This window comes from Brevibacillus sp. YAE8 (assembly GCF_057543335.1).
This window is the reverse complement of the sequence record NZ_BAAIYG010000002.1, coordinates 62,977-75,452: the sequence shown is the minus strand read 5'-3', so window position 1 is coordinate 75,452 and position 12,476 is coordinate 62,977. Positions and strand designations below refer to the sequence as shown.

Genomic DNA, 12,476 nt, shown 5'->3' with positions numbered 1-12,476 from the left:
CATAGTTGGATAGGAGAACGCCATGGAGAAGAAACTCGCTTTTCTCGGACCTCGCGGAACGTTCACGGAAGAGGCGGCCCGGTCTTTGACGCAAGACCAGCCGATCTCGCTCGTTCCGTACCCGAGCATTATTGATGTGCTGAACGCCGTTTCCAACAAGGAAGTGGCATTCGGGGTTGTGCCGATGGAAAATTCCATCGAAGGAACCGTCAACTCCACCCTGGATTGGCTCATTCACGAAGTCGACTTGCCGATTATGGCCGAGCTGGCGCTGCCGATTACGCAAAACTTGCTGGTGGCAAAAAGGGAGCAGCCGCTGCCTTTGTCTGCGATTACGAAAGTTTTGTCGCATCCGCAGGCGATCGCGCAAAGCCACAACTTTTTGCGCGAAAACTTGCCGCACGCCCAGATCGAGTACGTGAACAGCACGGCGCTGGCAGCGAAAACCGTGAGCGAGCATCCCGAAGAGCCGTGGGCTGCTGTCGGCACCAGGCTGAATGTGGAGATTTATCCGCTGGAATTCGCACGCGAGCAAATTCAAGATTATTCGAATAACTACACCCGCTTTGTGCTCGTCGGCCAGGAACCGCTTGCGCTGCCGGCGTCTGCGCGCGAAAAGACGACGATTCTCGTCACGCTGCCGGAAGATTTCCCGGGGGCGCTGTACCAGGTGCTGGCGGCGTTTGCCTGGAGAAAAGTCAACTTGTCGCGGATTGAATCCCGCCCGACGAAAAAAGCATTGGGAAGCTACTATTTTGTCATTGATATCGAGCAAAAAATGGATGATGTCCTGCTGCCGGGAGCCTTTGCCGAGATTGAAGCGATCGGCTGTCAGGTGCGCCAGCTTGGAACGTATCCGTTTTATATGCAAAAAGCCAATTTTTAGAAATTGGCTTTTTTTCTTTTTTCTCCCCCGGTCAAGAAAGCCAAGGCGTAAAGGAGCAAAACGCCCATGGGTGCATACCATGGTAGGGAGTTTTTACGCAAGGGAGGAGAAACATTGAGGATTCACATCGTACAAAAAGGCGAGAGCATGTGGAAGATCGCCAAAAAATACGGCGTCGATTACAAGGAACTGCTGCGCTTAAACAGCCAGATCAAAACTCCCGACACGCTCTATCCCGGAGCGAGAATCAAAATTCCGGCAAAGCGCGTTCCTGTCAGACCACAGCCACGAACAACGCCTCACCCGATGAGCGAGGCGGCTCCATATGTAAAAGAACGGCCGATTACCGAGCCTGAGTCGGAGGAAGTTCCGCTGCAGATTGAGCGGCGTCCGATCGAGCCGGAAGAACAAGAGGAAGAGGTGCGGATTGAATCGGAATCCAAGCCAAGAGTGAGTCCGGAGATTCCGTTTACGCCGCCAGCGAAGGAAAGGCCACCGGCTTCGCCAACCCCGTCTGTGTCGCCAGAGACGATCCGGCCAACGCCAACGCCTGCACCGCTGCCGGAGAGGGTCGTTCCGCCAAAGCCACCCGGACCGAACATCAACCTAGAGCCGCAGAGGCCGCCAGTGCCGACGACGCCAGCCCGGCCTGTCGTTCCGCCCGTGCAGCCAACGCAAGTAAGCCCGTATATTTACCAGCCTCCCAGCCCGCCGAACATCGCGATGCCGAACGTACCGCCGCTGCCGCCTACACAGATCAGGCCGCTTCAGCCGCAGACACCGCCTGCGATCCAGTGTCCGCCATGCCCGCCTGTTCAGACTCAGCCAAACATCCCACCAGGCCAGGTGAGGCCGTTTTCGCCGATGCCTCCGACACAGGTGCGCCCTCTGCAGCCAATGCCGCCACAGCAGGTACGCCCGATGCCGATGCCACCGAGACCGCCGCAGCAGCAAGTGCACCCGCTGCCGCCTGCGCCAAAGCTTCGGCCATGCCCGCCTGTGCGACCTTGCCCGCCGTGCGCGGCTCCGAGAATGCCTATGCCGCAGCAGCCGGGAAGACAACTGGTCAGTCCGGAGCAGATGGGGCCAGGGCCATGGCAAAGGCCGTTCCCAGGTCCAGGCCCGGGACAGCCGATGTTTCCCTACAGGCCGTTTGTCAGCCCGTGGCAGATGATGCCGCCATTCCCGGGGATGATCCCGTTCGGAATGCCGCCGATACGTCCGATGCCGCTTCCAATGCCGCTGTATCCGCTGCAACCGATGCATCCGCCCATGCCTATGCCATATCCACCGTCTCCGCCTAGACAGCCTCGCGCGAAGCTGCCTGTTTGCCCAGAACCAGTGGAGTCATCGTCATCATGTGAGTGTTCCTCGGCCAGCCCGGAGTACAGAAAGCGCAGACGCGTGAGAAGCAGCCGTGGCCCGCAGCCGTTTCACAACAACATGATGTTCCCGCCTACCCAGTGCGTCGCCTCCATGCCAGAGCAAGGCGCATGGCCAAACTGGGGAGACGGGCTCGATGAATCCTCTTCGTACTGAGAGGGACGGTTATGAACAAAGGACTCATACCAGCGATCGAAAAAGCTTTTCGTTGTGAGGTGCACGGGGTTAAGCCTAAGAGGAACGTCAATCTGCTCAAAACAGACCGGGGACACTGGATCATCAAAGGGTATAAGCAGTTGGAAAAAGCAGTATGGGTCACGGAGTTAGCCGATGCCTTGAGGCAAAAGGGCTTTGTTCACACGGTGCACTACGTCTCCGATGCGGAGGGCGCCAAAATTTTTCCTTACGAGGATCGTTATTACACGATCATGAAGCTGATCGACGGCGAGGAAGCCGACAACGCGTCGCTCTATGACGTGAAAAAGACAGCGGAGACGTTGGCGCGCTTCCATGTCGCGGCGCAAGGCTTTCCCGTCTCCCATTCGTATGCGTACGAAGGAAAGCCGAACTTGCTGGATAAATGGGAAAGCCGCCTGGAATACTTCGAGCGGCTCACCTGGATGATTGAGCAAAACGGCCCGCAAAACAAGCTGGAGCAAATCATCGCCCACTCGGCTGATGAAGTGCTGCGCGACGGCCAGCAGTTGCTGCAGTCTGCCTACAAGCTGCCGTTGACGCCGGAAATGTTCCTGGCCATGGAGAGAGGTACGCTCGCGCATCGGGACGTTGCCAGCCACAACTTTTTGCTCACCCAGCGGGGCAACTGCTATCTCATCGACCTGGATACGGTCGGCCACGACATTCAGCTCGTCGACCTCGTCCAGTTGATGTCGCGCATGCTGCTGATGCAGGACTATCGGATGGAATCGTTCGTGGAAGCGATGGAGGCATACAGCAACATTAACTATTTGAGCGACACGCAAATTTGGACCGTTCATCAACTGCTCCGTTACCCGGACAATTTTTTGCGCGAGGTGACAGGGCTGTACAGCAGGCGACCAGGCTACCATATGCGCGGCGTCCTGCAGCTTGTCATGCTAGAGGGAAAACTTGCCCAAAACCGGCAAAAGTTTTTGAATGACGGGGAGCGCATCTTCCAGCGTTCGCCGTGGGGAGAATATCATTTTGTCGGGTAAATTGCTCTTTTGTCCGCTCGGATTGGACGATACGAAAAAAACATCCCTCTTGCAAAAGAGGGATGTTTGTCTTGGAGACGCTAAGCTTACTTGGAAGCTGGCTTGGACAGGTCGATAGCGAACTTGGCAAAGCCGGATTCCAGTTGGCCGATGAATTTCAGGTTGGGCATTTTTTCGGCAAAAGGCTTCGCGTCTGGAGAAGAAGTGAAGGTTACGTTCACTTTTTCTTTGATTGGCGCAAACGTCCAGTTGTTGTCTGCTGCCGGGTTGATGTCTTTTTGGCTCAGGATGTAGTCGATCACTACTTGGCGGTTTTCATCCGGAGAATCGATGACGATGTTTTTGCCGTCCAGGCCAGGGAAGTTGCCGCCGCCGCCTGCGCGGTAGTTGTTGGTGACGACGATGAACTTGTCTTCCGGTTTGACTGGTTTGCCGTTGTAGGACAGGTTTTTGATGCGGTTCGCATCTTTGTTTTCCAGCTTGCCGTCAATCGCGTATTTGGATGGCTGTGTCACGTCGATTTGGTAGGTTACGCCATCAATTACGTCGTAGTTGTAAGTAGGGAACGCTTCGTTTATGAGCGGCTGCTCTTCTGTTTTCTTCACATCAATCTGGTTGAACTGGCCTGCGGAGCGCTCCAGCCATTCTTGCAGTTGGGAGCCGTTAATCAGCACAGCCTTCAATGTGTTTGGATAGATGTACAGGTCAGATACGTTTTTGATGGCGATCGTGCCTGCAGGGATGTTGGTGTAGTAGGATGCGCCGTTGCGGCCGCCTGCCTTGAATGGAGCTCCTGCGGACAGAACCGGAATGCCGTCGTATTCTGTGCCTTTAATGTTTTTCTCTACGAACCATTTTTGTGCATTCGTCACGATCTGGATGGATGGGTCATCCTGTACCAGCGCGAAGTAGCTGAAGATAGGGGAAGACGTTTTCCCTACAGCGGAGCGCACCCATTCCACGGTGTGGTCGTGGTCTTCTTTGACGGCATCGAGAACGGCCTGATCTGCATCTGCCAAGGAAGCTTTGTTTGTTTTGTCGTAGATCGGAATCGTTTTGGTAACCGACTCAGCCACTTTCCATTTGCCGTTTTCTTGCTTCAGCGTCAGGTCGATCACGCCGAGGTTGTTGCCCCAGTAGCCAGGCATGACAGCCGGTTTGCCGTTGATAGTGCCTTTTTCGCCGTCAACGCCAGGGATGTTTTCAAAGCCAGGTCCCGGGAAGATGAGGTGGGAGTGGCCGAACAGGATCGCGTCAATGCCTTCGACCTTGCTCAGTTGGTAGCTCGCGTTTTCCAGGTTCGCTGCCGGTTCAACCGGGCCGATGCCGGAGTGCGGAACCGCTACGATGATGTCGGCACCTTTTTGCTTCATCTCAGGGATGAACTTTTTGGCGCTTTCCACAATGTCTTTGGCGATCACTTTGCCTTCCAGGTTCGCTTTGTCCCACTGCATGATTTGCGGCGGAACGAAGCCGATGACACCGACTTTCAAGGTTACTTCTTTACCGCTCTCGTCCTTGAACTTGCGCTCGAGGATTTGATAAGGAGTGAACATGTTTTTGTCGTTGTTCGGGTTGTTATCCTTGTCGTCGATGTAGACGTTGGAGTTGATGTAAGGGAATTTCGCGCCCTTCAGGCTGCGATCCAGATGTTCCAGACCGAAGTTGAACTCGTGGTTCCCGATGTTGCCAAGGTCGTAGTTCAACAGGTTCATCGCTTTGTAAACCGGGTGAGTTTCTCCGTCTTGCAGCGGATCGATTTTCGCTACGTAGTCGCCCAGCGGGTTTCCTTGCAGCAGATCGCCGTTGTCGATGAGGATGCTGTTTTTCGCTTCGTCTCTCGCTTTTTTAATCAGCGTAGCGGTTTTGGCGAAGCCGAACTCGTCCGTGGCTTTGTCTTGGTAATAGTCGTAGTTTACGATGTTGGTATGGATATCGGTAGTTTCAAGCAGGCGGAGCTTCAGGGTGGAGCCAGTTTCGGCGCTCACAGGGGTAACAGGGAACGTGAGAGCGCTGACAACTAAAGAAGTGCTGAGGAGAAAAGCGGTCAGCATTTGTTTGTTTGTCTTTTTCATTTTTTGGTTGACCTCCAATAAGTTCACAATAAGTGCCAAGCAAAAATAGTTTATCACTACAATCTGTAGATTGGTAGATAATTGCAGGTTAAGATTATTAAATTTTGTCTATTGACAAAAAAGATATAATGATTGCTCAATTTGCCGTTTGCCCGCGATAAATTTCTCGCCAATTACGAATCCTTGAGAGATTCACGTATGTCCCCCTTCAAACATGGCAAAACTAGGAAAAAAGGTATAAGAAGGGGTTCATCAAATCATGCGAAAAAAATGGATGGTGTACGCATCGTGGGGCGCTGCGCTTCTCACCGGTGTCGTATTGGGCATCCTGCTGGCAGGCAGCGGAGGCAGAGAGAACGGACTGCTTCAACTGCTGCATACAGACATCGGCAAGACGGCAACGGTGGCAGGAAAGCCGTATGAACTGGTGTTGACCCGCAGCTACTTGTGCGGCGTCCGGGATGAAGAGCGTCAACCGATCGCCGCAGGCCATTTGCCGGAAGCGATGGGGGATTACAAAGGCTGGGAGATCGTGACAGCCGATCCGAGCAAAATGATTTTAATGAGAAGGGAACAGGACATTTCTCCCGCATGCAAGGAGAACGGCCATTTCGGCTTGTCGGCGGACGGAATGCTGACGCTGTTTCACGGGGTTCCCGCCGAGCAGGACGTCATCCAGACGTTTTACCGCATCAACACGGCAAAAATGGAAGCGAGCCTGCCAAAAGAAGAGCTGGAGAGTTTGAAGCGGGGCATCCGCATTCGCAATCTGGCAGAGTATAACAGCGTCCTGTCGACGTACGGGGAGTTTCAACTGGATGGCGACTAAAGCGAGCAGAGGAAAAAGCCGGCGATCCCGCAGGGGGAATGGTCGGCTTTTTTCGTGCTGCCGTACTGTTGTGCTGCATTTCGTTACAAGTCTACAGCGATAATCCGCCACTTGTCCCACGGCGTGGAGCGGCGCAGCAGAAACGTCCACTCTTCGTTCCGTTCATGGTTGTCAAGCGTGAAGTAAGTCAGGTGGACGTGGACCTCCGAGAGCAACGGCCCCCGCTCGTCAGAAGGAATGACGATTTCGGTCTTGCGGACGGAGGCTACGTCAGACAGCCGGGCAGGCAGCGGGAAGCCGTCTGTCGTCATTTGCAGGACGTGGTTGTCCTGTTCGTGCAGGGCAGTGAGGAAATACCCCACCAGCTCCTCGGCAGTAGCGCCTGTGATCGTCGTCGCAAGCGAGCCGGACGCTTTTTCGATCATCAGGCTGTGGCTGGGATCGGGCTCCTTGCGCTTGTGGGTCGAGCTTCCGAAAAAGTGGATGCAAAAATGGCCGGGAAAATCATTGCCCGCGATCGCCCCTGCACCGTGCGGCATGCCGTGCATGGAGGCGGCAAAATAAACGCCGTTGACCTCGACGAGAATCGCTCTGCGCTTCCAGCTCCATTTGCCCTGGTAAATCTTTTTCATCGTCTGCGTATCTATGCGCGTCAGCGGCTGCACATCGGCATGCCTGCTGCCCGCACGGCGCTGGACGTGGAACCGCTCGCCAGTCTCCAGGTCGATGACGGTGGCGTACTCCATGCGGCCGAAGGTGTGTTTGACCTGCTCCCACGGCGTCGCTTTGGCATAATGCACGCGTTCCACCTGCGCGACAAGCTCCTCGATTCGCTGGTGAACATCCGTCGGCAAAAGGTATTGCAGCGGCTTGTTGCTTTCAAACAAATTCCCGTCGTGGTCGTACACAAACTGGCGCTTTTTGACGGTCAAGGTGGCGCGAACCCAGTGGGGATTCACGAAAGCCGGAACCTTTTTTGCGGCAAACAGCCGTTTGACGAACGAATGCTGGGCGCGAACATTGAGCGTAGAGTGAAAAGGCGAAGTCGGCGATACAGAGACAGAAACGGTAATCGGTTCTTTGCCTTTCGCCTGGGCGGGCTGCTTTGCGCAGCAGACAGAGAAGAGAAGCGTGACGAGTAAGAAAGCGGCTAGTAAACGTCGCACCGAATCAGCACCTCCACCCTATATGGTTTCAAGACGAAACGGCGGAAATGAGCTGTAAATCTTGGCATCATAAGGCCGGAGGCGGGACGCCATACTGTACTCATACGGCGATCGAAGGAGGAATCTTTTCTTATGTCTACCATGCCCAGAGGTAGCTACAAGGACCAGTTCCACCAGCGTTTGTACGTTCAATTGAACCAAGGACACAACAAGCTCAATTACCAGCAGATCAACCGGATCCAGGAGCAGATGCAGAGCGGCGTAGATGAATACGCGCACATGCAGCACGATGTGTCGGACTCACTTGGAATGAACAAACACTAAAAGCGACGCCGTATGACCCGTTCCTTTTGGAAGGAGCGGGTTTTTGCATGGAAATACACGTTCGCTTTTCGAGCGCTTTGTGATACAGTAGAGAGTAGAAACTTTGCACACGGAGAGAGAGTGGACCATGCGCATTTTAGGAATCGACCCTGGCATTGCGATCGTTGGGTTTGGGGTTCTGGATAAACAGGGTAGCCAATTGCGTCCCGTCCAGTATGGCAGCATTCAGACAGAGGCAGGCTTGCCCGTTCCGCTTCGCTTGAAGCAGATTTTTGAAGCGATGCAAAGCCTCCTGGAAACGTATCGACCGGATCAAATGTCAGTAGAAAAACTGTTTTTCAATAAAAACGTGACGACGGCCTTCACGGTGGGGCAAGCGCGCGGCGTCATCCTGCTGGCGGCGGAGCTGGCCGGAGTGCCTGTGTATGAATACACGCCGATGCAAGTCAAGCAGGCGGTGACCGGCTACGGCGGGGCAGAGAAAAAGCAAATACAGGAAATGACCAAGCTGTTGCTGCGGCTGAAAGAAGTGCCGAAGCCTGACGACGTGGCGGATGCATTGGGCATTGCGATTACGCACGCACAGTTTCGGGCGTTCATCTCCATCTCGGAAGGAGTTCAAAAATGATTGATTTTGTGGAAGGGACACTCTGTTACCTCGATTCAGAATACATAGTGGTAGAAGCCGGAGGGATCGGGTATCGCCTGTTTTGTCCCAATCCGTACCAGTTTGTGCGCTACGAAGGCAGCAAAACCAAGCTGTACACGCACCATCACGTCCGCGAAGACGCGATATTGCTCTACGGTTTTGCCACCCGTGACGAGCGCGACCTGTTTCGCAAGCTGCTCGACGTGAACGGTATCGGGCCAAAGGGCGGCCTGGCGATTCTCGCGGCGGCGACTCCCGAGCAGTTGGTCATGGCGGTGCAACAGGAAAATGTGACCTACTTGACGAAGTTTCCTGGAATCGGCAAAAAGACCGCGCAACGAATCATTCTCGATCTCAAGGACAAACTGGTCGGATACACGCCATCGGCGATCCTGACCGTCGCGGCAGGCGATCTGACAGCAGGCGAGCAGGCGGTTTCCGCGTTGAACGAGGCGCTCGACGCCTTGACGGCGCTCGGCTACTCGGACGGCGAGCTGCAAAAAATCAGAAATGCGCTGTCGGAGAAATCAAAAGAGGGCGATAGTGTGGAAAAGCTCATCAAACAAGGGCTTGCCCTGCTCATGAGGGGGTAGGATTTTGGATCAGCGAATCATCACGACGCATATGAACTGGGAAGAAGATGCGGCGGAGTTGAGCCTCCGTCCTCGTTATTTGAATGAGTATATCGGACAGCAGCACGTCAAGGAAAACTTGAAAATTTTTATTGAAGCGGCGAAAATGCGCAAGGAATCGCTGGACCACGTCCTGCTGTACGGACCGCCGGGACTGGGCAAGACGACGCTGTCGCAAATTATCGCCAACGAACTTGGGGTGAACATCCGCACGACGTCCGGACCGGCGATCGAGCGGCCAGGCGATCTGGCGGCGATTTTGACCAACCTGCAGGAAGGCGACGTGCTGTTTATCGACGAGATTCACAGGCTGAACCGGAGCGTCGAGGAAGTGCTCTATCCGGCCATGGAAGACTTTGCGCTCGACATCATCATCGGCAAAGGGCCGAGCGCGCGCAGTGTGCGCCTCGATTTGCCGCCGTTTACGCTTGTGGGCGCGACGACGCGGGCAGGGATGCTCTCTGCGCCGCTGCGCGACCGCTTCGGGGTGGTGAACCGCCTGGAGTTTTACACCGTTCCCGAGCTGACCTTTATCGTCTCTCGGGCAGCGGATATTCTTCAGGTGATTATTCGCGAAGGCGGCGCGGAAGAAATCGCGCGTCGCTCGCGGGGAACTCCGCGCGTGGCGAACCGTCTGTTAAAGCGGGTGCGCGACTTCGCCCAGGTAAAAGGCGAGGGCGTCATCACGACGGAGATTGCCAAAGAAGCGCTGGAGCGGCTGCAGGTAGACGCCTGCGGACTGGACCATATCGACCACAAGCTGCTTCTCGCCATCATCGACCGCTTTGACGGCGGTCCGGTCGGGCTCGATACGATTGCCGCCACGATTGGCGAAGAGGCGCAAACCGTTGAAGACGTGTGCGAGCCGTATTTGATGCAGATCGGCTTCATGCAGCGGACGCCGCGGGGCCGCGTGCTGACCCCGAGCGCGTACCAGCACTTTGGGCGGGAGATGAAATCGTGAATCCAATAGCCAAGCTTCTCATTATCGGCGGAGCCGTGCTGATCGTCATCGGCTTGCTGTGGCAGGTGGGCGGCCGCTTTTTGCCGCTGGGACGCCTGCCTGGGGATATTGTGGTGGAAAAGGAAAACGTCAAATTTTACTTTCCGGTCGTGACGTGCATCGTCATCAGCATCGTGCTGTCTCTTGGGATGTATTTGTTTCGGCTTTTCAAATGAGGGCATTTGCCTTGCACACATAGCCTGTTTGTACGCCATCGGAGCTGTTTCGTCCGGTGGCTTTTTGTTTGCGTCGCCTAGTCCCATTTTGCGGGCGAGGGCAGGAAAATCGCCTGTGATTGTCGAAAAAGATGGGAGTACATGCCAATTTTCGACGAGATGAGATCAGGAGAAAGGAAGGACGTTGGACGACATGAAGAAGAAGTGGATGGGGAAAGTCCTTTCGGTGAGCCTGATGACAGTTGCTCTCATGGGAGGACCAGCGCCGGCCGAGGCGGCTTCTGAACATATCCGGGTGGCGCTCTTTGTGGATACGGGCAAAGGCTACAGGGGAGTTGTTCCTTCCGTTACGCTGACTGCTGAAAAAGGAATGGAAGTGACGTTAGCAGGCCCGGAAGGCAAGATCGAGTTGCCAGAATTAAAAGGGGAAGCTGCCCGTTACCGGGTGGATGAATATCATCTGATCGTGGCGCAGACGCCAGACTGGAACCAAGCGCAGCAAATCGCTCAGCTTTTGAGCCAGCGCAAATATGAAGGCTCGATTCAGGTGGCGAAACGAGGCGGACAAACCGTTTACCAGGTTGTCAGCGGTACATACGACACGTATCAGGCAGCGGCCAATCAAGTGGCGGCCGTGGCCCAGGCGACGGGGCAAAAGCCGGTTGTCCAAGGCCCGCTCCGGCTGGAAGCGGGGCAGTTCAAAAGCTTGAGCGAAGCCCAGAAATGGCAGGAGTCGTTTGAGCAAAAAGGCATCCCGGCGTATCCTGTGCTGTTGTCAAACGGCGAAAAAGTCAAATACGCGGTCTGGATCGGCGACGAGGTCAGCCAGGAAGCGCTCGCTGCATTGGCGCGCAAAGCGAGCAGCGCTTTTCCGAACTTTTCCTACAAGGCGCCTGACAGCCAGTCGTATGTCGTACTGAAGCAAGATGTTTACGGCTCTCCGGATGAGCCGATCTGGAAGTACGTATTCTCGCCGCAAGCGAAGCTGACGGTCGAGGCGAAAAAGGCGGAGCCGGAAGCGTTGATCGGCGTCGTGGAACGCGAGCAGCGGACGTACCGCGGCGAGATGGAGCTGTCGGAATACAACGGTCACCTGACGGTTGTAAATGAACTGCCGCTGGAGGAGTATCTGTACGGGGTTGTCGGCTCGGAAATGGCTCCGGGCTGGCCGCTGGAAGCGTTGAAAACGCAGGCGGTCCTGTCGAGAACGAGAGCTTTGTGGCAAGGAAACAAGTACGGGATTGCCAACGTGTCGGATACGGTGACGGAGCAGGCGTATTACGGCTATGGAAAAGAGTCGGAGGACGTCCGCGAGGCGGTGGATGAGACGGCAGGGGAAGTCATCTACTACCAGGGCAAGCTCGTCGAGTCCCTGTTCTACTCGAACGCAGGCGGAATGACCGCCGATGGCACAGAAGTGTGGGGAAATCCCGTTCCGTATTTGCGGCCCGTCGAGAGCGACGATACGTATCCGCTGGAAGCGGCGAGCCTGTGGTATCGGGTAAAGCTCGCGGACGGGACGATCGGATATGTGCGCAGCGACCTGGTGCGGCTGACAGGCACAGAGGCCAATGGCGCCAGAATAGCCGTCATCACAACGGAAAACACGAACTTGCGCACGGGTCCGAGCACGACGACGCATCGGGTTTTGTCTACCTTGCCAAGCGGCGCTGAGGTGACGATTCTTTCCGAAGAGGCCGAGGAAAATGCTTATGCGTGGACGCGTGGCCCGTTTACTTCCGCTGAACTGACGGCCTTGCTCAATGCGAACCAGGACAAAAACAAGGCACCGCGCATTCAGGGGAACGTCACCAGTCTGAAAGTGACGAAGCGAGGACCGTCCGGGCGCGTGATCGCGATGGAGGCGAACGGGGTTCAGATTGCCGTTCCTTCCCCGGATGCCTTCCGCTCGCTTTTCCAGCAAGGGGGAAGCCCGCTGCGCAGCACGAAGTTTGATGTCGAAGTGATCCAGGGCGGCAAGCAGGGAGGACCGCAGTTCCTGTTCCGCGGCTACGGCTTTGGACACGGCCTCGGGGTGTCGCAATACGGCGCTCGCGCAATGGCGGAGAAAGGGTATGACTACCTGCAGATTTTGCAACACTATTACCAGGATGTGACAATTGACAAGTAAGGCTTTTGCCACATGAACTGTCATTA

At 55.4% G+C, this 12,476-nt stretch carries 12 protein-coding genes; 10 read left to right on the top strand and 2 right to left on the bottom strand.

The window, feature by feature from the left end:
- The first annotated feature begins 22 nt into the window (after positions 1–22).
- The 3 genes from pheA to AC27IT_RS03280 all read left to right on the top strand — a co-directional run bounded on the left by pheA (position 23) and on the right by AC27IT_RS03280 (position 3,465).
- Positions 23–886: a prephenate dehydratase gene (gene pheA, locus AC27IT_RS03290; protein WP_005832402.1), complete on the top strand. Its 864-nt coding sequence runs from the start codon at positions 23–25 to the stop codon at positions 884–886.
- A 114-nt stretch (positions 887–1,000) separates the two neighbouring features.
- A complete protein-coding gene (locus AC27IT_RS03285) occupies positions 1,001–2,425 on the top strand; it encodes a LysM peptidoglycan-binding domain-containing protein (protein WP_197187000.1) in 1,425 nt (474 codons plus the stop codon).
- 11 nt (positions 2,426–2,436) lie between these two features.
- A complete protein-coding gene (locus tag AC27IT_RS03280; protein ID WP_005832405.1) occupies positions 2,437–3,465 on the top strand; it encodes a phosphotransferase in 1,029 nt (342 codons plus the stop codon).
- Between the two features lie 86 nt (positions 3,466–3,551).
- Here the strand turns inward: AC27IT_RS03280 and AC27IT_RS03275 are convergent, their stop codons facing one another.
- Positions 3,552–5,540 carry a bifunctional 2',3'-cyclic-nucleotide 2'-phosphodiesterase/3'-nucleotidase gene (locus tag AC27IT_RS03275; protein WP_007782379.1) on the bottom strand — a complete coding sequence of 663 codons (1,989 nt, stop codon included), beginning with the start codon at positions 5,538–5,540 and terminating at the stop codon, positions 3,552–3,554.
- Positions 5,541–5,799: 259 nt separating this feature from the next.
- Here AC27IT_RS03275 and AC27IT_RS03270 point away from each other — a divergent pair, with 259 nt between their 5' ends.
- Positions 5,800–6,369, top strand: a complete 570-nt coding sequence (locus tag AC27IT_RS03270; RefSeq protein ID WP_005832408.1) for a BofC C-terminal domain-containing protein — start codon at positions 5,800–5,802, stop codon at positions 6,367–6,369.
- A gap of 83 nt (positions 6,370–6,452) precedes the next feature.
- Here AC27IT_RS03270 and AC27IT_RS03265 read toward each other — a convergent pair whose 3' ends face one another.
- On the bottom strand, positions 6,453–7,535 hold the full coding sequence (locus tag AC27IT_RS03265) for a hypothetical protein (protein ID WP_487091584.1): 1,083 nt from the start codon (positions 7,533–7,535) through the stop codon (positions 6,453–6,455).
- Between the two features lie 132 nt (positions 7,536–7,667).
- Here AC27IT_RS03265 and AC27IT_RS03260 point away from each other — a divergent pair, with 132 nt between their 5' ends.
- From AC27IT_RS03260 to AC27IT_RS03235, 6 genes are all read left to right on the top strand, one after another.
- The gene (locus AC27IT_RS03260) at positions 7,668–7,859 is read left to right on the top strand and encodes a hypothetical protein (protein ID WP_005832411.1); all 192 of its coding nucleotides are present in this window, start codon (positions 7,668–7,670) and stop codon (positions 7,857–7,859) included.
- A gap of 127 nt (positions 7,860–7,986) precedes the next feature.
- Entirely contained in the window at positions 7,987–8,487 is a 501-nt protein-coding gene (ruvC, locus tag AC27IT_RS03255; protein ID WP_005832413.1) for a crossover junction endodeoxyribonuclease RuvC, read from the top strand.
- A complete protein-coding gene (gene ruvA, locus AC27IT_RS03250; protein ID WP_005832414.1) occupies positions 8,484–9,101 on the top strand; it encodes a Holliday junction branch migration protein RuvA in 618 nt (205 codons plus the stop codon). The genes ruvC and ruvA overlap by 4 nt, the downstream gene beginning before the upstream one ends.
- A gap of 4 nt (positions 9,102–9,105) precedes the next feature.
- Positions 9,106–10,104 (top strand): Holliday junction branch migration DNA helicase RuvB, encoded by a 999-nt coding sequence (ruvB, locus tag AC27IT_RS03245; protein ID WP_005832416.1) that lies wholly within the window; start codon positions 9,106–9,108, stop codon positions 10,102–10,104.
- Positions 10,101–10,319 (top strand): DUF2905 domain-containing protein, encoded by a 219-nt coding sequence (locus AC27IT_RS03240; RefSeq protein WP_005832418.1) that lies wholly within the window; start codon positions 10,101–10,103, stop codon positions 10,317–10,319. Before ruvB ends, AC27IT_RS03240 begins: the two co-directional genes overlap by 4 nt.
- Positions 10,320–10,503: 184 nt before the next feature.
- The gene (locus AC27IT_RS03235) at positions 10,504–12,450 is read left to right on the top strand and encodes a SpoIID/LytB domain-containing protein (RefSeq protein WP_487091583.1); all 1,947 of its coding nucleotides are present in this window, start codon (positions 10,504–10,506) and stop codon (positions 12,448–12,450) included.
- The last annotated feature ends 26 nt before the right edge of the window (positions 12,451–12,476 follow it).